The sequence below is a fragment of the Rhodoferax sp. U11-2br genome, assembly GCF_018619435.1.
Classification (GTDB): domain Bacteria; phylum Pseudomonadota; class Gammaproteobacteria; order Burkholderiales; family Burkholderiaceae_C; genus Rhodoferax.
The window spans coordinates 25,123-46,363 of record NZ_JAHFZF010000013.1 but is presented as its reverse complement, the minus strand read 5'-3'; the positions used below and the strand labels follow the sequence as shown (position 1 = coordinate 46,363).

Genomic DNA, 21,241 nt, shown 5'->3' with positions numbered 1-21,241 from the left:
AGATGAAGGGATGGTGTCATCCCGCGCAGAAAGTGTAGCTGACACGTGTGGCTCTCCTGCTGTCAAATAAACGGGCTGGGACGGTGATTTACTTCAATGCCACAGGTTTGCCGGAGGCATCCTTGACGTTGGCCCATGACTTCTCGATGGTCGAAATCACCGCATCAGGCAGCGCCACGTAATCCAGGTCGGCAGCCGCTTTGTCACCGTTTTTGAAGGCCCAGTTGAAGAACTTGAAGGTCTCGGTGGCGTTGGCCGGTTTGTCCTGCACGTTGTGCATCAGGATGAAGGTGGCGGTAGAAATAGGCCAAGTGCCTTTGCCTGGCTGGTCAGTGATCAGCTGGTAAAAGGATTTGTTCCAGTCAGCGCCGGCAGCTGCGGCCTTGAAAGCATCTTCGCTGGGTTCCACAAAAACGCCGTCCTTGTTTTTCATCAAGGTGTAGGTCATCTTGTTTTGTTTGACATAAGAGTACTCAACATAACCAATCGAGTTGGGCAGGCGGTTCACAAACGAGGCCACACCTTCGTTGCCTTTACCACCCGCACCCACTGGCCAGTTGACCGCTGTGCCCTCACCGACCTTGGCTTTCCATTCGGCATGCACACGACTCAGGTAATTGGTGAAATTGAAAGTGGTGCCAGAACCGTCAGCGCGGCGCACCGGGGCGATGTCTGCGTCCGGCAAAGCCAGACCAGGGTTCAGTGCCTTGATGGCAGCATCGTTCCATTTGGTGATCTTGCCCAGATAAATGTCACCCAACACTTGGCCGTCAAGCTTCATCTGGCCCGGACCAATGCCCTTGATGTTGATCACTGGCACCGTGCCACCAATCACAGTGGGAAACTGGAACTGGTTTTTGGCTTTCAAAACATCGTCAGTCAACGGCATGTCGGAAGCACCAAAATCCACGGTTTTGGCATCGATTTGTTTGATGCCTGCGCCAGAACCCACCGACTGGTAGTTCACCTTGACACCGGTGGCTTTGTTGTAGTCGGCTGCCCATTTGGCATACAGTGGTGCGGGGAAGCTGGCGCCCGCGCCAGTGATTTCTTGTGCACTGGCGGCGCCCATGCCGATAAACGCGAAGGCGGTGGTGGTCAAAATGGTTTTGAACGTGTTGGTCATCATGTAGAACCCTTTCAAGGTTGAAGCAGAAAAACGGGAATGCCTGCTGAACGAACCGTAATTTAAGACATGAATATGTCAGTACCGTGACAACCACTGTGACAGCTTGTGGCCATTGGCCTGGTTTGCGCGACTGTCACACGACCGTCATCAAAATCAACCCCTCACTGAGATACCCTAGAAGCTGAGCCATGCGCTGGGCGCTGGCGACGACATCAAGCGGGCCGCCAACAGCGGCCCGCATTCACTCTACCTACGGAAAGAAGCTACATGCTTGCGATCAAGAAAGCCCGCAAACTCATCGAAACCAACCCCAGTGATCCGGCTGCGCAAATCATTGCCCGCCTGGTGCTGGCGTTGGAAAGTGCAACCAGCATTTCGGTGGCGCAGCTTTACCAACTCGACGACAAACGGTTCGAACTGGCGCTGGAAATACTCGACGAATGGCGGCTTGACCGGCATTACGCCAGCAAACTTCGCCTGCTCGACTCCAGCAACCTGGCGCAGGAACTGGAAGCCTCTGCGATCAATCCACAACTGGCCCCGACCGCGTAAGCGCGTGCAAGCAGCGGCAGACTGACCCTGCCACAGGCCTCACACAGCGGCGCAAACAGCCCGCTGTGCGAGGCAAGTCCGGACCTCCAGCATCAATATTGATAGCTGTCAGCCCTTATGAATCGAGGGCTAGAGGCCAAATATCCTTAAAAGCCAAACAACCGGATTGACCGGTCGCTGTGCGTGGCCCTGCCGACCTGCAGCCCTCCGCCAAATAGCAGCTGACAACACAATTCAGAGTCACTGAAATGTCTTGTACTTGCCATCAACACGTCACATGCTGGCGTCACCATCACGTATCCAAACTGCGGAGCGTGACATGCAAGCACTGCCTCAACCCACTTTGTTCCCGGCAGAGCAGGCGCTCTTTGAAGCCTTGCGACGTGTTGACAACGGTCTGATACCTCCCTCCCCCCTGCCTCTTGGCCACGAACCTACAGAGCCCGGCCACACCCATTACCGCGCCATTTTTATTTCTGACCTGCATCTGGGCACACCGGGCTGCCAGGCCCAGGCTTTGCTGAGCTTCATCAAGGCCAACCGCAGTGACTACCTGTACCTGGTGGGTGACATCGTGGACGGGTGGCAGCTGCGGCGGCGCTGGTACTGGCCGGAATCACACAACGATGTGGTGCAAAAGCTGCTGCGCCGGGCGCGTAAAGGCTGCCGCATCATTTATGTACCCGGCAACCATGACGAGTTTGCGCGCGGCTTTTTTGGCCACCAGTTTGGTGGCATCGAGGTTTCTGACGACACCATCCACACCACTGCCGACGGCCAGCGGCTTTGGGTGACACACGGTGACGCCTTTGACGGTGTGATCCAGTGCGCCAAATGGCTGGCCTACCTGGGTGACAACCTGTACGAGTTCACCCTCAAACTCAACCGCTATCTCAACCATTGGCGTACCAAGCTGGGTCTGCCCTACTGGTCCTTGTCGGCCTACCTCAAACACAAGGTCAAAAAAGCCATGATGTATGTGGCCGATTTTGAAGAAGCTCTGGCCCACGAGGCCAAACGCCGTGGTCACCACGGCGTGGTGTGCGGCCATATCCACCGTGCCGAAATGCGTCAGATTGATGGCATCCTGTATTGCAACGACGGCGACTGGGTGGAGAGCTGCACCGCCCTGGTGGAACACCACAACGGACGGCTGGAACTGGTGCACTGGGCGCCCTCGGCGGTGTCTCAGAGCCAAGCGGATACAACAACGGCCTGCCAAACCGTGTAAGCCTTTGGCCAAATCGTCACAGAAATGTCATGCGCGTTTCATAAACTGCGCCGCTGGCCCACGGCTCCTCCATCTTGATGAACGACTTACACGTATTGACGTCTTTTTTGCCACCTGTCGCACAGTTCCATGCGAGGGGAAGCCGCTGTGCCGCCTCTGAGCCTCTGACGCCTGTTCTGAGTTCCAACGCGGTACGGCGTGGTCGTGGCACCCTGGCGACTTTGCTGCGGCGCAAAATGCTGTACCCGGTGTTTCAGCCAATCGCCTCTCTCGAAGACGGCAGCATCTATGCCCATGAGGCGCTGATCCGGGGGCCCGAAGGCTCTGCGGTGCACACCCCAGACAAACTCTTGCATGCGGCTGAGCTGGAAAACTTGAACTTCGAGTTCGAGAACCAATGTGTGCTGACCGCCATGGCACGCTGGGGCAGTTTGCGTGAGGCTGGACGCCTGTTCCTCAACATCAGCGCGGACGCACTGATCCAGGCACTGGCGCAATGTGAGTTTGAGGGTCTGATGACCATGGCCAACACACTGGGCATCTCGCCACGCATGCTGGTGCTCGAGATCACCGAGTACGAGCGGGTGGCAGACATGGACCAACTGGCCGTGGCGGTGCGCCAGATCCGCGCTGCGGGTGTGAGCCTGGCGCTGGACGATTTTGGGGATGGCCGTTCGAGCTTGCGCTTGTGGTCCCAGATCAAGCCTGAGTTTGTCAAGATTGACAAATACTTCACCAAGGACATCAGCCAGTACGCCGACAAACTCAAAACCATCCAGGCCTTGCAGCAGATCGCGGCCATTTTTGGCACCTCGCTGGTTGCCGAAGGCATTGAAACCGAAGAGGATCTCCATGTCTTGCGCGACCTGGGTATTCCGTATGGGCAAGGTTACCTGCTGGGGCGCCCGGCCCAAGTGCCACGCTTCCAAATTGAACCCAAAGCCCGGGTGACCTTGCGCGACCGCAGCATCGCCGTGTTTCCTGAGATGCGACGCACGGCCAGCGCGGGCTCAATCAGCCGCCTGGCGGTGATCAAGGCGCCGACAGTGAGCCCGAGCGCCACCAACGACGAGTTGGCGCGTGTGTTTTTCAGCCATCCCAAGCTGCATGCCATCGCTGTGGTGGATGAGGTCCGCCCGGTGGCCATCATCAACCGCACCACCTTCATGAACGAGTACAGCAAGCTGTATTACCGCGAAATTTGGGGGCAAAAATCGTGCATGAGCCACGCCAACCTGGAGCCCCGCGTGGTCGAGCGTAACCACAGCGTGGACGACCTGGTCGGCATCCTGACCTCGGACGACCAGCGTTATCTGGTGGACGGCTTCATCGTCACCGACAACGGGCGTTATGAAGGCATGGGAACCGGTGAACAACTGGTGCGTTCGGTGACCGAAACCCGTATCGAAGCGGCCCGCCATGCCAACCCGCTGACGTTTTTGCCCGGCAATATACCGATCTCACAACACATTGAACGGCTGTTGGCCAGCGGTGTGCCGTTTGTGGCGTGTTACGCCGATTTGAACAACTTCAAACCCTTCAACGACCAGTACGGCTACTGGCGCGGGGACGAAATGATCCGACTGCTGGCCAGCCTGTGCCAGGCACATTGCGACCCACGGCGGGATTTTGTTGGCCATGTGGGTGGGGACGATTTCATCTTGCTGTACCAAAGCGACAACTGGCAGATGCAGTGTGAAGCCATCATTGCGGAATTTGCGCAGCAGGCCCAGGCCTTGTTTGACGAAACTGCACGCGCAGCAGGTGGCATCCAGGCCGAAGACAGGCACGGCGTGCCACGTTTTTTCCCGCTGACCACCTTGTCCATCGGTGCCGTCATCATCCACCACGACGAGTTCACCAATGCCGAACAGGTGGCCTCGGTCGCGGCACGTGCAAAACACGATGCCAAGACCAGCGAAAAAGGCCTGCAGATTCGTATCAACAAAGGCATGTTGTTATCAATTTTGTAGCAATCAGCCCTTAATTAATAAGGTCTGGAAGCACTTTTTACCAATAAGCACGGCACACCAGGCCGATCTCAGAACAAGGCCACTTCCTGCCCCAGCATCACCCGGGTGACCAGGGTCACCCCACCGGCTGTCACATGAAAACGCTTGGCGTCTGCCACCGGGTCCAGGCCAATCTGGGTGCCCTCCGGCACGGTGCAATTCTTGTCAATGATGCATTTTTTCAGGATGCAGTTGGCACCCACCTGGACATTGGACAAGATGATCGCGTCCTCCACCAGGCAATGGTTGTGGATACGCACGTCGGAGAACAACATGCTGCGCCGCACCGTAGCGCCGCTGATGATGCAGCCACAGGCCACCAGAGAATCCAGGGCCGTGCCTTGACGGCCGGGTTCGTCGTGCACAAACTTGGCGGGCGGGCTGTGCGGCTGCCAGGTCCAGATCGGCCACTCGTTGTCGTACAGGTTCAGATGCGGCGTGACCTGAACCAGATCCATATTGGCCGCCCAATACGCGTCCAGACTGTGCACATCTCGCCAGTAGGCAGGTTTTTCCAGGTCTCCCACACGGCTGTCTGCGTAGTTCTGCGCATACACCCGATGCTGGTGCACACAATGGGGAATCACGTCTTGGCAAAAATTGTGGCTGGAGTTGGGGTCATCGGCATCCCGCTGCAACTGGGCGTACAAGAAGTCGGCGTTGAAGACGTAAATGCCCATGCTGACCATTACCGAGGCGCTCGCGCCACTCTGGGGCTGCTCGGTGGCGTTGCCCAGCCCCACCACACGCTGCGTGTCATCCAGCACCAGCGACGCAAAACGCTGCGCCTCACTGGCTGGCACTGGCATACAGGCCAGGGTCAGGTCGGCCTGGCGCTCCACATGCGCGGCCAGGATGCGACCATAGTCCATGCGGTAGATGTGGTCCCCCGAGAGCACCAGCACATAACGCGGCGCCGCCCGGCGGATTTCGCGCAGGTTCTGGAACACCGCATCCGCACTACCCCGGTACCACTGCGACTCGTTGAGTTGCTGCTGGGCCGGCATGATCTCAATGAACTCGCCCAGGCGGCCATCCAGAAAACTCCAACCCAGTTGCAGATGCCGGATCAGGCTTTGTGCCCGGTACTGGGTGGCCACACCTACGCGCCGCACCCCGGAGTTCACACAGTTGGACAACACAAAATCGATGATGCGGAACTTGCCGCCAAAAGCCAGCGCCGGCTTGGAGCGCCAGTCGGTCAGCTCGTGCAGGCTGCCGGCATGGCCGCCCTCCAGGACCATCGCAAAGGTGTTGCGGGTGACCTGGCTGACAAAACGTGGTTCATGGCGGCGCCCGCTGCGCTCGTCTTGCTCTGGCTCGAATGTCATGGTGTGTCTCCTGGTTTAGACCAAGCGCCAGCGCCAACAGTCTCAGGTCAGCAACAGCGCCGAATTGGGCAATCTGAACTGGGCGGCCACATCGCGCAGCCCTGCGGCCTGGTCCTGCAGGTTCTGCGCCGCTGCGGCCGACTCTTCGACCACCGCCGCGTTCTGCTGGGTCAGGCTGTCGAGCTGGGTCACCGCCTGGTTGATGTTGGTCATGGTGCCGCTCAGGGCCTGACTGCCAGCATGGATCTCGCCAATGGCCGCCGAGACACGTTTGACCGAATCCACCATGTGCACCATGGTGTCAAGCGCTTGTTGGGCCTTCTGGGTACCGAGTTCGATCTTGCTGGCAGAAGACCCGATGAGTGACTTGATCTCACGGGCCGCCACCGCAGACCGGTTGGCCAATGTCCGCACCTCGGCCGCCACCACCGCAAAACCACGTCCTTGCTCACCGGCACGCGCTGCTTCCACGGCGGCATTGAGCGCCAGAATATTGGTCTGAAAAGCAATGCCATCAATCACGGAGATGATCTCCACGATCTGGCTGGACGAGGTGTGGATGTCTTGCATGGTCTGCATCACTTCGGCCATCACGGCGCTGCCCTGGGTGGCCTCCAGACTGGCTGATTTGGCCAGCGCATCACCCCGGCTGGCGGCCTCCAGCGAGCTATGCATGTTGGCCACCACATCCTCAATGGAGGCAGCTGTTTGCTGCAAATAGGACGCGGCCGTCTCGATCCGGCTCGACAAATCCAGATTGCCAGCGGCAATCTCGGTGGAGCCTTGGGCCACGCTGTGGCTGGCGGTCTGCACCTGGTGTACCAAGCTGTGCAAAGACGTTTGCATGCGGCTCAGGGCAATCAGCAGTCGGCCGGCCTCATCGCGGTTGTGGCCGTCAAAATGGTGCGTCAAATCGAGCGAGGCCACCCGGTCGGCGGTGTCCACCGCCAGCTGGATCGGTGTTTTGATGCTGCGAATCAGCCAGACCGACAACACCGCACCAAGCAACAAGGCACACACGCTGAAGACCACCAGGCCCCAGCGTGCGCTCAGGCTCAGTCCAGCAATCCCCTGCGCCGAGGTGTCGATCTTGGCCCGCTGGGCATCACCGAGTTGTTTCACTGCAGCCTGCAACTCACTGGCTGCGGGTGTGAACTGTTCGGTGTAGGCCTGCTCGATCTTGGCGGTGACGCCACCGTCACGCGCCGCAATCAGATCCTGCAGTGATTTGGCGAACCGGGTGTTGGCAGCTTGCATGCGCGCCAGGGTGGCCTGGTCTTCTGGCACGGTGAGTTTGTCACCGAGTTGAACCAGCAAGGCCGCCACCTGGTCGGCCGTCTGTTTGATCTCAGGCATCAGGGCGTCACCAACCTGGGGCTCGGAACTCAGGGCCAAACCTTTGGTCCGGGCCACATTCACCAGAATATGGCGCTGCAGGTCAGCTGCCAGGCGCTCGGTGGCCATGACCTCACCCACCATGCGCTCGGTGTCCCCACTGACACGTTGCAGCGACCAGAACCCAATGCTTGAGCCCAACAAAGCCACCGCAAGAACCAGCGCCAGAACGACCGCTATCTTGCGCGAAAACGAGCCCGTGGCCCTGGTGGCAGACGCGTCATAACGATGTGACATGAACGACTTCTCTTTCCGAATCATCGACCTGTGCTGGCCAGACAAATGACGTCCCAAGACCAGCACTGAGCCTGTAGAAAGTATTGTGTGTCACTGATATTTCAGCGCTGTGACAGCCACTGCGCCACACGTGCCAAGACCCAGGGACCATCGTCCAGCGGCAGATCGTGCCCGGCGCCAGGATGCACTTGCAAGGGGCATTGCCACACCGCCGCCAGGCGGCGTGAACAGGCCACACTGACAAGCTGGTCCAGCTCGCCAGCCAACAACAGACTGGGCACAGCCAAGGGGCCAGCAGGCGCAGAAAAGCGGGCCGCCGCCCACAGCTGGCACAGGGCATTGCGGCCCGAGACCGGGTTGGCACGACGCAGCGCCAGCCACTGCGGCAACACCGAAGTATCCTGCCGACGGCTGGTGATGCGCAAAATGGTGTGCTCACACAGCTCGGCCGAGGTACCAGGCCAAGCCAAACGCAGCAGGCTGAGGTAGTTGGCGGGTCGCAGCCGCTGGTAAAACGGGTTGAAGGGCCGCATGCTGGTGTTGATGAGCACCTGGGCGGCCACCTCCTGCGGGTGGCTGTGTGACCACGCCACGGCCACCATCGCACCCAGCGACATCGCCAACAGATGGTAGGGTGGCGCTATCTGGCGCTGGACCAGCTGAGCGCGGCAGTCCGCGACCAGGCCCTCGACAGTCGTTGGGCTGCGCTGGTGGTTCAGACGCCCATTGCCAGGCAAGTCCAAGGTCACCACCCTGGCCTCTGGAAAAGCCTGTTGGAACAGGCCCGCAAAGTCACCCCAATGTCGGCTCTCCCGAGTCAGTCCACGCAACAAAATCCAGGTGGCCATGGGTGTTCAGTACCAGTCTTGCAAAGCTTGGGCATGGTGTTGCGCCCGGGTCTCTGCGGTGGGCAACCACAGGCGACAACCACAGGCCGCACGCGACAAAAAGTCCAACAGCAACTGGTGCTGGCGCAGCACACGCTGCTGGCGATGCTCGATCAGCGGGTTGAACATGCCGTGGCGCGAAAACAGCTGACGCGGATTTTTCTTGACCCACAGCCAGGAGCCCATCTCCAGCGTCAACGGCAGAAAAACCCGATCTGACTGCGCACAGGACTGCAGATACAAGTGATCCCACACATCGCCATGTGCCAGATACTGCAGACTTTGCGGCTCGATCAGGTAGCGGTGATGGTTGTTGGACTGCACAAAAATGTGTTTGAGAGCTTGCATTTCCGCCAGGTGTGCCATGGGCGCACGTTTGTGCGCAAACGGAAACCAGACACGGTCACGCGCACCAAAGCCGGAGTGGCAGTCAACCGAAACACTGAAGTCGCGCGTCAGCAGTTCAGCCGCCACCACCTCACACAGCGCCTGGTTTTCAATCTCCATCAACCCGCTTCTGGGGCCGCGATACCAGGGCAGTCCCGAACTGATGCGCTGCCCACCCACCAGGAACGGCACCGGCTCGTGGGCGTTGACCGGGGCATTGCGCATCAGGTCCACCCCGTTGGGGTTGGCCCGCGTGCCCAGCGCCATGCCACCTGGGTTGATGATTGGCATAAACACCAGGCGCACGGTTTCGAGCTGCCGGTGCAAGGCACTGTCCCACTGTAGCCGCATCACCAGGCTGTGCAGGTACGCAATCACCACTTCAGCCCCAATGCGCTCCAGACCATGCACCCCCCCAAAATAGCCTACCCCAGGCACAGCCACATCGGGGTTGCCAAGGCAGATGACATGCACCGGGTAGCTGCCCCCACCGGGCAGGCTCACCTGGCACACCACGCGGGACGACAGACGCCCGGCACCCAGTTCGATGACACGCTCCAGCGCATCCAGCTCAGGCAACTTGGGTGCCGTCACGGAGTTTGTGGACCAAGGGGGCGTTGTGCAGGCAACATGCGACAAGAGGCTAGTAGACAGACATGTCAACAGCGTGACAAAAGGCAGACCCAGCTGTTGTGAACCCTGTCACACGGTCGTCACACAGGGTGGATAACTTCGTCACCAGACCGCAACCCTGACACCCCCACACCATGCCCCTCAAAGCCAATTTTTTTCGCCTGTTGGCCATACCTGCCTGCCTGGTGTGGGGCATCCTGGAACTGATTTCGCTGCAGCGAGCACGTCGCTTGACCAAACGCTGAGCGCTTCACAGCAGCCAGGCATGGCGCCTTGGGATCACCGCACCAGCCCAGCGGCTCACAGCCTCTTGACGCGGGTCTGTCGACTTTCCAGATGTTTGAGTGCCAGAAACGTGATGACGCCGATCAGTACCGCCCCACCCAGAAACGCGCCATAAGCGATCGGCCAGGGAATGCCTTGGGTCATCATCGAAAACTCGGACATGCCACCCATGCCCGCCAGAATATTGATGGGTGTGAACACCACACCAAACACCGTCAGCTGGTTGATGCGCCGGTTCTGGTTGATGTTGATGAAACCAATGGTGGCATCCATCAGGAAGTTGATCTTGTCAAACAGAAACGAGGTGTGGCTGTTGAGTGACTCGATGTTATGCAAAATCTGCCTGGCGTCCTCCCCTTGTGAGGTCGACATGATCTTGCTGCGGATCAAAAAATGGATCGCGCGCTGGGTGTCCAGGATGTTGCCCCGGATGCGGCCATTGAGGTCCTCTTCCTCGGCAATGTCGCCCAGAATGGCGGCGGCCTCACGGTCGGTGATGACCTCGCTGAGCACCTGGCGCCCGACCTCACCCAAGGTGGCGTAAATGTCTTCGAGTGAGTCGGCCGAGTACTCCACATCAGCGCCATACAAATCCAGCAGCACATCGGTGCAGTCAGACACATAACCCGGCTGGGTCAGGGTGCGCCGACGTTGTAATCGGAACACCGGCAACTCCTGGTTGCGCAAGGTGAACAGGACCCCCTGGTGCAACACAAAACTCACCGGAACACTGCGCGACTTGCCCTCGCGGTCCAGCAAAAAGTTGGAATGCAGGTGGATGTCACCGTTGTCTTCAATACGGTAGCGTGAACTCGCTTCCAGGTCGGTCACATCATCGGGGTCCGAGAAGCTCAAGCCAAAGTGCAGACCAACAAAATTACGCTCGGCTTTGCTGGCACCCAGCAGGTCAATCCAGATCGGCTGCAGACCTTCCAGACTCTTGCGACCTTCCACGGCAATTTGCCGCAGGCGGCCATCCACCAGCACAAAGGCGTTGATCTGGCTTTCGTTGAACGCAGGCTCCCGGTTGTCGGCCAACAGCCCACGGAGTGAATCGGAGATTTCCCACAGAACGTCGTTTTGCCGCTCGGCAGACAGCTGCGCCCACAACAACATCGCCTCGTCTACCGGCAAAGACTCCAGGATGGTGCCAATCTCGCTGGCAGGCCATGGGGACAGCAGATTGTGCAGCTCGGCCAGATGCTGGCGCTGAACCAGCGTTTCCACGATGGCCTGGCGCGGCATGCTCTGGTTGTGGACCAAACTCTCAATGCGCTTTTGCTTCTTGAGCAGCTCGGACACCTTCTCTGCGGGCACACTCATGCAGCCCGCGCCTCAGACCAGCTCACCTTCGGGTGTGCCGCATGAATTCGCTGTTCTGATCCTTGATCAGATGGCGATAGGGAACATTCCAGTCTTGCTGCAGACCGGTGATCGGCTCGACCGCCTTGCTGTCCTCAAACTCCACTTGCGCTTGTCGACACAGCGGGTCATCGGGGCCATAACGGCGGTAGAGTTTGTGAAAAAGTCGTTCGAGATTGTCCAAGTGCCTTGTCATGATGATTCCAAGCTTTCAGACCCTAAACACGCAGACATATTAGCCAATGGACAAGTCACCCAGATGACAAAGCGCCAAAGTTTTGACCCAAGGCAACAAGCGGCCAATTGCCAGCAAACATCGCAGCCATCCGGCCACACTGTCATCAAGATTTCACATAACAAGCTTAGGAAATTCATCCCATCCACAGGAGATGACGGCTTGGACGCCCCGATGGCCGTGCCGCGTTGGGTGCTATGCTGACACCCGTCAAAAAAAAGCAATCACCAACATGCAAGATGGAATGCGCCTGGCGGCAGTGGATTTGGGCTCCAACAGTTTTCGCCTGGAATTAGGCCATGTCGAAGGCGGCAGGTTTTGCCGCAGCGACTACCTCAAAGAAACGGTGCGACTCGGCAACGGGCTCGACCAACAGTCCAGATTAACGCCACAGGCCATGCAACGGGGCTGGGACTGTCTGGGCCGCTTTGGTGAACGTTTGCGCGACTTTGCCCCGGACCGGCTCAGCGCGGTCACCACCCAGACCCTGCGTGAGGCCCACAACCGCGACGAGTTCCTGACCCAGGCAAGCAGCTTGCTGGGCCATGCCATTGTGGTGATCTCGGGCGAGCAGGAGGCCCGCCTGATTTACCAGGGTGTGGCGCAGGCCCTGCCCGACAACACCGACGAGCGCCGTCTGGTCATCGACATTGGTGGGCGCTCCACCGAGTTGATCATTGGCTGCGGCAACCAAGCCCTGCAGATGGCCTCTTACCCGGTAGGCAGCGTCGGCTGGTCGATGCAGTATTTTCCGGACGGTGAACTCATCGCGCCCGCCTTCGCTGCCGCAGAACAGGCTGCCAAGACGGTGTTGGCGCCCGCATTGGCTTTTTGCGGCCCCCACCAATGGGACAAGGCCTACGGCTCAGCGGGCACCGTCAACGCGGTGGTGGATGTGCTGGCGGGCGCGGGCTGGCCACCAGGCCACGTCAGCCAGGACGGCCTGGACTGGCTGCTGGAGAAGTTGCTGGCCGCGCACAGCGCGGGCCAACTCAGCATGATGGGACTGCGTGAAGACCGCAAAGCCATCATTGGCGGCGGCTTGAGTGTGATGCGGGCGCTGTTTGCCCTCTTGGGTATCACGCGGCTGGAGCAGTCACTGGGTGGCCTGCGCCATGGCCTGCTGATGGACCTGATGCGCGAACCAGCCTGAGCCTCACCCGGTCTCTGGCGCCCACAAAAAAGCCCGACGTTTGCCGGGCTTTTTTTATGAATCACACACAGCCCAGGGGCTGTGGCAAGTCACTCACATGTGGTCGATCATGACCTGGCCAAAGCCCGAGCAGCTCACTTGGGTTGCACCTTCCATCAGGCGGGCGAAGTCATAGGTGACCTTCTTGCTCTTGATCGAGCGTTCCATCGACTTGATGATGGCATCGGCCGCTTCAACCCAGCCCATGTGGCGCAGCATCATTTCAGCGGACAGGATCTCGGAACCGGGGTTCACATAGTCCTTGCCAGCGTACTTGGGGGCTGTACCGTGGGTGGCTTCAAAACAGGCCACCGAATCCGACAGGTTGGCGCCCGGGGCAATACCGATACCACCGACTTGTGCAGCCAGCGCGTCAGACACGTAGTCGCCATTCAGGTTCAGGGTGGCAATCACGCTGTACTCGGCCGGGCGCAACAGGATCTGTTGCAGGAAGGCGTCGGCAATGCTGTCCTTGATGGTGATTTCTTTGCCGGTTTTCGGGTTCTTGAACGAGCACCATGGGCCGCCGTCGATCGGCACCGCGCCAAATTCTTTTTGTGCCAGACCGTAGGCCCAGTCACGGAAGCCACCTTCGGTGAACTTCATGATGTTGCCCTTGTGCACAATGGTCACGCTGGGTTTGTCATTGTCAATGGCGTATTGCACAGCCTTGCGCATCAGGCGCTCAGTGCCTTCGCGCGAAACCGGTTTGATGCCGATACCCGAGGTGTTGGGGAAACGGATCTTGGTGACACCCATTTCCTCTTGCAGGAACTTGATGATTTTTTTGGCTTTGTCGGACTCGGCCTCAAACTCGATACCGGCGTAGATGTCTTCCGAGTTTTCGCGGAAGATCACCATGTTGGTCTTGTGTGGCTCTTTGACTGGGCTGGGCACACCGTCAAAGTACTGGATGGGACGCAGGCAGACATACAGGTCCAGCTCCTGGCGCAGTGCCACGTTGAGCGAACGGATGCCACCACCCACGGGGGTGGTCAGCGGGCCCTTGATCGACACCACATACTCGCGCAGGGCAGCCAGGGTTTCTTCGGGCAACCAGACGTCGGGGCCATAAATCTTGGTGGATTTTTCACCGGCATACACTTCCATCCAGTGGATCTTTTTCTTGCCGCCGTAAGCTTTGGACACAGCTGCATCCACCACCTTGATCATCACCGGGGTGATGTCAAAACCGGTGCCATCACCTTCAATGAACGGGATGATCGGCTGATCCGGCACGTTCAGCGAATAGTCGGCGTTGACGGTGATTTTTTGGCCTTCGGAAGGCACCTTGATGTGCTGGTACATGAATATAAGTCTCCGTGGATGGATCAAAAACAAGGCTCACCCACTCGGAATGAACCAGAATTTCATTCTAGACGCAATACTTGACTATTTTCCTCCTAATCACCTGCAAGTGCATGCCTTGCGCCTGCATCCAGCGACAACACATCACCCGCGCCGTGCCATCCACTGCAGCATTTGCGTGAAAATAAGGCCATGAAAAAACTTCTCCTCACCCTCTTGTGCTGGGCCGCCGCCAGCGCCAGCCTGGCCCAGAACGCACCCCAAATGGACCTGCCACGTATCAAGCTCAGCGCAGGCATGTACCTGATCGACACCCAGGTGGCAAGCACCCCCGAGCAACGCGAGATCGGCCTGATGTTCCGCCAGCAAATGCCCCAAAACGAGGGCATGTTGTTTGTGTTTGGGTCACCCGCCGAACAATGTTTCTGGATGAAAAACACCCTCTTGCCACTGACCGCTGCCTTTGTGGCCGACGACGGCAGCATCGTCAATCTGGAAGACATGAAACCGCAAACCACCGACTCCCATTGCTCGAAAAAACCGGTGCGTTATGTGCTGGAGATGAACCAGGGCTGGTTTGCCAAAAAAGGCATCAAGGCCGGGACCAAGCTCGGTGGTGAGCCCTTTGCCAAATAGACTACTGGATTGATAGCTATCAGCCCTTGAAAGATAAGGGCTAGAGGCAGATTTTACTTATAAAAAAAGCCACCGCGAAGGTGGCTTTTTTGTTGACAAAGACGCGTTGATCAGGCGAAGTTGGCCTGGGCAAACGACCAGTTGACCAGCTTGTCGAGGAAGGTTTCGACAAACTTCGGACGCATGTTGCGGTAGTCGATGTAATAAGCGTGTTCCCACACGTCGACCGTCAGGATGGCGGTGTCGCCGGTGGTCAGCGGGGTGCCAGCTGCGCCCATGTTGACGATGTCAAGCGAGCCGTCCGCCTTCTTCACCAGCCAGGTCCAGCCCGAACCGAAGTTGCCAACAGCCGACTTCACAAACGCTTCGCGGAAAGCCGCGTAGCTGCCCCACTTGGCAACGATGGCTGCCGCCAAAGTGCCGGTGGGTTCGCCGCCACCGTTGGGGGTCATGCAATTCCAGAAGAAGGTGTGGTTCCAAATTTGCGCGGCGTTGTTGTAGATGCCGCCGCTGGACTTCTTGACAATCTCTTCGAGGGTGAAGTTTTCAAACTCGGTGCCTTTTTGCAGGTTGTTGAGGTTGACCACATAAGCGTTGTGGTGCTTGCCATGGTGGAATTCCAAGGTCTCTTTGGAATAGTGGGGGGCCAAAGCGTCGATGGCAAAGGGCAAAGCGGGCAAGGTGTGTTCCATAATTTCCTCAGAGTGGTTTTGCGAAAAATCAAATTGTAGGAAGTTTCAGGTGATTTGGTCGGTCACGGTCAATTCAACCGTGCCGTCCATGAGGGTGGCAGACAAGGCCTGCCCGGCATGGGTCTGGCTGACACGCGTCACCGCCTGGCCTTGTGCATCACTGAGCCAGGCGTAACCCCGCTCCAGCACCAGATGGGGGTCCAGCAAACCCAGGCGCAGCTCGGCGCGCTCCAGCCGCTGGGACTGCGTCTGTAAACCACGGCTCAAGGCCACCGGCAGCTGCGCGGCCAGACGCTGCAGATGCTGGCTGCGCAATTGCAGCGTATGTCGGGTGCCACTTTGCAAACGCTGGGCACAGGCACTCAGGCGCAGCTGCTGGCCCGCGAGTTTGGCCGAGGGCCGACCCAGCCGTGTCAGCGCGTTGTCCAGGCGCTGGTGTTGCCGGTCCAGGTGCCGCTCCAGGGCGTCTTGCAGACGACGCTGCACCGCGTCCAGCGCGCCCAGCCAGGCCTCACGCGGCTGGGCCACCAGTTCGGCAGCGGCGGTGGGGGTGGGGGCACGCAGGTCAGCGACAAAATCGGCGATGCTGAAGTCGGTTTCATGGCCCACACCACAGACCACCGGCACCGGACTCTGTGCAATGGCCCGGGCCAGCGCCTCGTCGTTGAAGGCCCACAGGTCTTCCAAAGCGCCACCACCGCGCACCAGCAGGATCACATCGACCGGCGGTGGTGGCGCCACCCCACGCGCCCGTTTATATGGCAAATCGGCCTCTAGCCCTTGTTCTACCTGGGCCAGACGGTACAAAGTTGATAGTGACTGGATCAGCTCTGCGGGTGCCGCCAAACCCTGCACCGAGGCCGGCGCCAGCACCACCGGGATGTGGGGCACACGTCGGCGCAGCGCCGTTACCACATCATGCAAGGCCGCCGCACCCAGCGAGGTGACCAGCCCGATGGCGCGTGGCATGACCGGCAAGGGGCGTTTGCGCGATGCATCAAACAGACCCTCTGCCTCCAGCTTGGCCTTGAGCAACAAAAACTGCTCAAACAGGTTGCCCTGCCCGGCGCGGCGCATGCTCTCGACAATCAGCTGCAGGTCACCACGCGGCTCATACACCCCGAGTTTGCCCGTCACCTCCACCAGCTCACCGTCGCGTGGCGCAAAGTCCAGCCCGGTGGCGGCACGCTTGAACATGGCGCAGCGCAACTGGCCGCTGGCATCTTTCAACGTGAAATAACAGTGGCCACTGGCCGCGCGCGAAAAGCCCGACAACTCGCCGCGCACCGTCACCGGGTTAAAGCGCGCCTGCAGCGCATCGGCAATCGCTCTGCACAAGGCCCCCACGGCCCACACCAGGGGTTTACCCTGTGTATTTTTTATATCAAACATGACACAAACCCGTTGACAAATGGCGTGAGCCGGAGACGCCAAATACAAGTCGTCCACAGTTTGGTGAAACTACCCGGGACCCAAAAACAGGAGCGAAGAATCTCGCAACTTCGGTAAAGACCATTGATTTCATTGAATTTTTTACTGCCTAATTTGTCATCAAGGTGTCAGGATCCAAGCTGCACGCGGCTTGCAGCCACTTGCACCAGGGCTTCTCCACAAAGTTATCCACAGAAATTGTGGGCAGTCGGTGCGCTTCACGGCACAAGGGCTGCGCCATAATTGCCCGGCTATTCTCACGAGCGGAGTCCCAATTTGTTTTCCATCATACAAGCCGCAGGCTGGCCGATCTGGCCCTTGATCGCCTGCTCCATCCTGGCGCTGGCCCTGGTGATTGAGCGTTTTCTGAGTCTCAAAGTGGCCAAGGTGGCGCCCCCCAGTTTGCTCGACGAGGTGATGACGGTGACCCGCAACGGTGTGCCCGGTGCCGAAGTCATCAACCAGCTGGAGAAAAATTCGGCCTTGGGTGAGGTATTGGCCAGTGGCCTGCGCACCCTGACCCAGAACCCGCGCTGCAGCGACGATGAGTTGCGCGCCGGCATGGAAAGCACCGGCCGCCTGGTGGCGCACCGGCTGGAGCGTTACCTGAGTGCGTTGGCCACCATCGCCTCGGCCGCACCACTGATGGGCCTGTTTGGCACGGTGATTGGCATGATCGAGATTTTTGGCTCACAAACCCCCAGCGGCGCCACCGGTGGCAACCCGGCGCAGCTGGCGCACGGCATTTCGGTGGCCTTGTACAACACCGCGTTTGGCCTGATGGTGGCGATCCCGGCGCTGATTTTCTGGCGTTATTTTCGCGCTCGGGTGGATGAGTATTTGCTCACGCTGGAACTGGCCGCCGAACATCTGGCACGCCACCTGATCAGTTTGCGCAAATGAACCCCCACGCTTGCCATTTCATGTGCTGCGCTGCCCCCCGAGGGGGCCTTCGCGCCTTGGGGCGGCCCGGCGGCGCTCAACCGCATTTCTAAAAGACCGTATGAATTTTCGCTCCCGCCCCAAGGAAGAGCCCGAGATCAACCTGATCCCGTTCATCGACGTGTTGCTGGTGATTCTGATCTTTCTGATGCTCTCCACCACCTACAGCAAGTTCACCGAATTGCAACTGCGTCTGCCAGTGGCCGATACCGAGGCGCAGCGTGATTACCCCAAAGAGGTGCTGGTTTCGGTCAGCAGTGAGGGCAAGTTCAGCGTCAACAAGCTGCCCGTGCTGGGCCGCAGCGTGGCGGAGTTGGCCGACGCTTTGCAGACGGGCGCCAAGGCAGGTGCCGAGTCGGTGGTGATCATTTACGCCGATGCCGCAGCACGCCACCAGTCGGTCATCACGGTGATGGAGGCCGCCAAACGCGCTGGCCTGTCCCACATCACCTTTGCCACCCAGTCGTCCGGCGCCAACTAGCGCGCCGGTGCCAGCAGCAGCCTGGACACCCCCCTTTTTTCTCAGACCCACTGTCGGCCCCATGCCTCCCTCACCCACCCCTGCCTGGCAGCAGACCTTGTTACGCGCCTGGACACAACGCGGGTTACTGGCCTGGGCGCTGTGGCCGCTGTCCCTGCTGTACCGGCTGCTGATTGGGCTGCGTGCTGCCTTGTTCCACACGGGCCTGTTGGCGACACGGCGTGTGGCGGTGCCGGTGGTGATTGTGGGCAATGTGGTGGCGGGTGGCGCTGGCAAAACCCCGGTGGTGATCGCGCTGGTGGAGCATTTACAGCGACGCGGCTTCCGGGTGGGTGTGATCTCGCGTGGTTATGGTCGCAGCCAAGCGGGTTGCCAGGAAGTCACCCAACAGCGCGCAGCACAAGAGGTGGGGGACGAGCCGGCACTGATCCACCGGCGCACCGGTGCCCCCGTGTTTGTGGCCGAGGAACGCGTGCACGCCGCCCAGGCCCTGCTGGCGCGCCACCCGCAAACCCAGCTCATCCTGAGCGATGACGGGCTGCAACACCTGGGCTTGCACCGTGACCTGGAGATTGGTGTGTTTGACGAGCGCGGTGTGGGCAACGGCTTTTTGCTGCCAGCCGGGCCTTTGCGCGAACCTTGGCCGCGTCGGCTGGACCTGGTGCTGCGCTCAGGCACAGCGCCCACGTTTGATGGTTTTCGCATCCGGCGCACACTGGCTGACCATGCCGTGACGCAGGACGGCAGCCAGATCCCGCTGCGTGAGCTGGCGAGCCAGCCAACTGCACCCCTGTTGGCGCTGGCCGCGATTGCCCAGCCCGAGGTGTTTTTTGCCATGCTGCGCCAGCAGGGTTTGACACTGCAGAGCACCCTGGCGCTGCCGGATCACTACGATTTCAAGAGCTTTTTAACCAATGAATACAAGGGCTACAGGCTGATTTGCACCGAAAAAGACGCGGTCAAACTGTGGCCGCTGTGCCCTGATGCCCTGGCCGTGCCGCTGATGGCGGTGTTGCCAGACGAGGCCTGGCAGGCTTTTGACAGCCGGATTGAGACCCTGTTGGCCCCCGCCACGCCCCCCTGAGAAGCTATCATCACGCCATGGACACACGACTACTTGAACTGCTGGTTTGCCCGGTCACCAAAGGACCGCTTGAATACAACCGCGAGACGCAGGAACTCACCTCGCGCAGTGCCCGTCTGGCCTACCCGGTGCGCGACGGCATCCCGATCCTGCTCGAAAACGAAGCCCGCACACTCACCGACGAAGAACTCGGGCTCTGAGCCCACACGCCACCACTGCACCGAGGAGTTTTCCCGTGAGTTACACCGTCTTGATCCCGGCCCGGATGGCCTCCACCCGCCTGCCCAACAAACCCCTGGCCGACATTGCCGGTGTGCCAATGGTGGTGCGGGTGGCGCAACGCGTGATGTCACTGACCCAATCGCAGGAAGCGGTGCGGGTGGTGGTGGCGACCGACAGCCCGGAGATTGTGGCGGCCTGTCAGGCCCACGCGGTGGACGCCATCCTGACCCGCGCCGACCACCCCTCGGGCTCAGACCGCCTGGCCGAGGCTTGTGGCCTGCTGGGTCTGGCCGATGACGAGATTGTGGTGAATGTCCAGGGTGACGAACCACTGATGGCGCCCACCCTCGTCACAGCTGTCGCGGCCTTGTTGCAAAACACGCCGCAAGCCCATATGAGCACGGCAGCCCATACTATTGATACGGTAGCGGACTTCCACAACCCGAACTTTGTCAAAGTGGTGCTGGATGCGCAGAACATGGGCCTGTATTTCAGCCGCTCACCGATCCCCTACCCGCGTGACAATCCGGCCCAGTTGCCCAACCCGCTGCCACTGCGCCATATCGGCATTTATGGTTATCGCGTGGGTTTTCTGCGCCAGTTCCCGCAGTTGGCGCAGGCACCGCTGGAGGTCACCGAGGCGCTGGAGCAACTGCGGGCCTTGTGGCACGGCTATCGGATCGTGGTGCATGTCACCGAACACGCCCCTGGCGCGGGGGTCGACACCCCGGAAGACCTGGCGCGGGTGCGTCAGGTTTTTGACCAGGCATCGGCCAAGCTGTAAGCCATCCGGCAGCTGGCCCATGCTATTCTGAACCACCCACGTTTCGTGCTTTGGACCCGTCCAACTGAGCAGAGAACGGTTTTGATTTTTTTACAACTTCCCGAGGACACGCATGAAACTGATCTTGTTGGGCGCACCTGGCGCTGGTAAAGGCACCCAAGCCACCTTCATCTGCCAGAAATACGGCATTCCACAGATTTCCACCGGCGACATGTTGCGCGCCGCTGTCAAGGCCGGCACCCCGCTGGGCATCCAGGCCAAAGCCATCATGGACGCCGGTGCCTTGGTCAGCGACGACCTGATCATCAACCTGGTCAAGGAACGCATCACCCAGGCCGACTGCGCCAACGGCTTTTTGTTCGACGGCTTCCCACGCACCATCCCGCAGGCCGACGCGATGAAAGCCGCCGGTGTCAAGCTCGACTATGTGCTGGAAATCGATGTACCGTTTGACGCCATCATCGAACGCATGAGTGGCCGCCGCTCCCACCCGGCCTCTGGCCGAACCTACCATGTCAAGTTCAACCCGCCCAAAGTGGCCGGTGTGGACGACGTGACCGGTGAGCCGCTGGTGCAACGCGTCGACGACCAGGAAGAAACCGTCAAAAAACGCCTGGAGGTCTACAGCGCCCAGACTCGACCGCTGGTGGACTACTACTCGGCCTGGGCCAAGAGCGAGCCCGCAGCCGCCCCCCAATACCGCGCCATCAGCGGCACCGGCAGCGTCGAGGACATCACGACCCGGGCATTTGCCGCATTGGCCAGCTAAAACCGTTTGCCTCCGCACCCCACA

At 59.7% G+C, this 21,241-nt stretch carries 21 protein-coding genes; 11 read left to right on the top strand and 10 right to left on the bottom strand.

The genetic code is table 11. The features are described 5' to 3' along the window. Nucleotides 1-88 precede the first annotated feature (88 nt). Nucleotides 89-1,126 carry a phosphate ABC transporter substrate-binding protein PstS gene (gene pstS / locus KKO72_RS10340; protein ID WP_214938056.1) on the bottom strand — a complete coding sequence of 346 codons (1,038 nt, stop codon included), beginning with the start codon at nt 1,124-1,126 and terminating at the stop codon, nt 89-91. A gap of 270 nt (nt 1,127-1,396) precedes the next feature. On the opposite strand from pstS, the gene KKO72_RS10335 reads away from it, so the two are divergent. From KKO72_RS10335 to KKO72_RS10325, 3 genes are all read left to right on the top strand, one after another. After that, a complete protein-coding gene (locus KKO72_RS10335; protein ID WP_078363398.1) occupies nt 1,397-1,681 on the top strand; it encodes a hypothetical protein in 285 nt (94 codons plus the stop codon). Nucleotides 1,682-2,000: 319 nt separating this feature from the next. Then, nucleotides 2,001-2,912 carry a UDP-2,3-diacylglucosamine diphosphatase gene (locus KKO72_RS10330; RefSeq protein WP_214937982.1) on the top strand — a complete coding sequence of 304 codons (912 nt, stop codon included), beginning with the start codon at nt 2,001-2,003 and terminating at the stop codon, nt 2,910-2,912. Between the two features lie 77 nt (nt 2,913-2,989). Then, nucleotides 2,990-4,885 (top strand): phosphodiesterase, encoded by a 1,896-nt coding sequence (locus tag KKO72_RS10325; RefSeq protein WP_214937980.1) that lies wholly within the window; start codon nt 2,990-2,992, stop codon nt 4,883-4,885. Between the two features lie 68 nt (nt 4,886-4,953). Here KKO72_RS10325 and glgC read toward each other — a convergent pair whose 3' ends face one another. The 6 genes from glgC to KKO72_RS10295 all read right to left on the bottom strand — a co-directional run bounded on the left by glgC (nt 4,954) and on the right by KKO72_RS10295 (nt 11,637). Continuing rightward, nucleotides 4,954-6,255, bottom strand: coding sequence for a glucose-1-phosphate adenylyltransferase (gene glgC / locus KKO72_RS10320; RefSeq protein ID WP_214937978.1), 1,302 nt, complete (start codon nt 6,253-6,255; stop codon nt 4,954-4,956). A 42-nt stretch (nt 6,256-6,297) separates the two neighbouring features. Next, nucleotides 6,298-7,887 carry a methyl-accepting chemotaxis protein gene (locus KKO72_RS10315; RefSeq protein ID WP_214937976.1) on the bottom strand — a complete coding sequence of 530 codons (1,590 nt, stop codon included), beginning with the start codon at nt 7,885-7,887 and terminating at the stop codon, nt 6,298-6,300. A 101-nt stretch (nt 7,888-7,988) separates the two neighbouring features. After that, nucleotides 7,989-8,735 carry an alpha/beta fold hydrolase gene (locus KKO72_RS10310; RefSeq protein ID WP_214937974.1) on the bottom strand — a complete coding sequence of 249 codons (747 nt, stop codon included), beginning with the start codon at nt 8,733-8,735 and terminating at the stop codon, nt 7,989-7,991. Between the two features lie 6 nt (nt 8,736-8,741). After that, a complete protein-coding gene (locus KKO72_RS10305; RefSeq protein ID WP_214937972.1) occupies nt 8,742-9,755 on the bottom strand; it encodes a M14 family zinc carboxypeptidase in 1,014 nt (337 codons plus the stop codon). Between the two features lie 339 nt (nt 9,756-10,094). After that, entirely contained in the window at nt 10,095-11,402 is a 1,308-nt protein-coding gene (locus KKO72_RS10300; protein WP_214937969.1) for a CorA family divalent cation transporter, read from the bottom strand. Nucleotides 11,403-11,424: 22 nt separating this feature from the next. After that, entirely contained in the window at nt 11,425-11,637 is a 213-nt protein-coding gene (locus tag KKO72_RS10295; RefSeq protein WP_180127446.1) for a hypothetical protein, read from the bottom strand. A 271-nt stretch (nt 11,638-11,908) separates the two neighbouring features. Between KKO72_RS10295 and KKO72_RS10290 the strand changes: the two genes are divergently transcribed. After that, nucleotides 11,909-12,829, top strand: a complete 921-nt coding sequence (locus KKO72_RS10290; protein WP_214937968.1) for a Ppx/GppA family phosphatase — start codon at nt 11,909-11,911, stop codon at nt 12,827-12,829. A 93-nt stretch (nt 12,830-12,922) separates the two neighbouring features. Here KKO72_RS10290 and icd read toward each other — a convergent pair whose 3' ends face one another. After that, nucleotides 12,923-14,176, bottom strand: a complete 1,254-nt coding sequence (gene icd / locus KKO72_RS10285; protein ID WP_214937966.1) for an NADP-dependent isocitrate dehydrogenase — start codon at nt 14,174-14,176, stop codon at nt 12,923-12,925. A 192-nt stretch (nt 14,177-14,368) separates the two neighbouring features. Between icd and KKO72_RS10280 the strand changes: the two genes are divergently transcribed. After that, the gene (locus KKO72_RS10280; RefSeq protein ID WP_214937964.1) at nt 14,369-14,812 is read left to right on the top strand and encodes a DUF192 domain-containing protein; all 444 of its coding nucleotides are present in this window, start codon (nt 14,369-14,371) and stop codon (nt 14,810-14,812) included. Between the two features lie 110 nt (nt 14,813-14,922). Here KKO72_RS10280 and KKO72_RS10275 read toward each other — a convergent pair whose 3' ends face one another. Both KKO72_RS10275 and xseA read right to left on the bottom strand, forming a co-directional pair. Continuing rightward, entirely contained in the window at nt 14,923-15,504 is a 582-nt protein-coding gene (locus KKO72_RS10275; protein WP_214937962.1) for a superoxide dismutase, read from the bottom strand. Nucleotides 15,505-15,549: 45 nt separating this feature from the next. Next, nucleotides 15,550-16,896, bottom strand: a complete 1,347-nt coding sequence (xseA, locus tag KKO72_RS10270) for an exodeoxyribonuclease VII large subunit (protein ID WP_214937960.1) — start codon at nt 16,894-16,896, stop codon at nt 15,550-15,552. 315 nt (nt 16,897-17,211) lie between these two features. Between xseA and KKO72_RS10265 the strand changes: the two genes are divergently transcribed. The 6 genes from KKO72_RS10265 to adk all read left to right on the top strand — a co-directional run bounded on the left by KKO72_RS10265 (nt 17,212) and on the right by adk (nt 21,217). Next, nucleotides 17,212-17,838, top strand: a complete 627-nt coding sequence (locus tag KKO72_RS10265; RefSeq protein WP_078363407.1) for a MotA/TolQ/ExbB proton channel family protein — start codon at nt 17,212-17,214, stop codon at nt 17,836-17,838. Nucleotides 17,839-17,938: 100 nt separating this feature from the next. Further along, nucleotides 17,939-18,358: a biopolymer transporter ExbD gene (locus KKO72_RS10260; RefSeq protein WP_214937957.1), complete on the top strand. Its 420-nt coding sequence runs from the start codon at nt 17,939-17,941 to the stop codon at nt 18,356-18,358. Nucleotides 18,359-18,419: 61 nt separating this feature from the next. Then, the gene (gene lpxK / locus KKO72_RS10255; protein ID WP_214937955.1) at nt 18,420-19,442 is read left to right on the top strand and encodes a tetraacyldisaccharide 4'-kinase; all 1,023 of its coding nucleotides are present in this window, start codon (nt 18,420-18,422) and stop codon (nt 19,440-19,442) included. Between the two features lie 17 nt (nt 19,443-19,459). Beyond that, the gene (locus KKO72_RS10250; RefSeq protein ID WP_075587109.1) at nt 19,460-19,642 is read left to right on the top strand and encodes a Trm112 family protein; all 183 of its coding nucleotides are present in this window, start codon (nt 19,460-19,462) and stop codon (nt 19,640-19,642) included. Between the two features lie 35 nt (nt 19,643-19,677). Continuing rightward, nucleotides 19,678-20,448: a 3-deoxy-manno-octulosonate cytidylyltransferase gene (gene kdsB / locus KKO72_RS10245; protein WP_214937953.1), complete on the top strand. Its 771-nt coding sequence runs from the start codon at nt 19,678-19,680 to the stop codon at nt 20,446-20,448. Nucleotides 20,449-20,560: 112 nt separating this feature from the next. Then, nucleotides 20,561-21,217, top strand: a complete 657-nt coding sequence (gene adk, locus KKO72_RS10240; protein WP_214937951.1) for an adenylate kinase — start codon at nt 20,561-20,563, stop codon at nt 21,215-21,217. Nucleotides 21,218-21,241 lie beyond the last annotated feature (24 nt).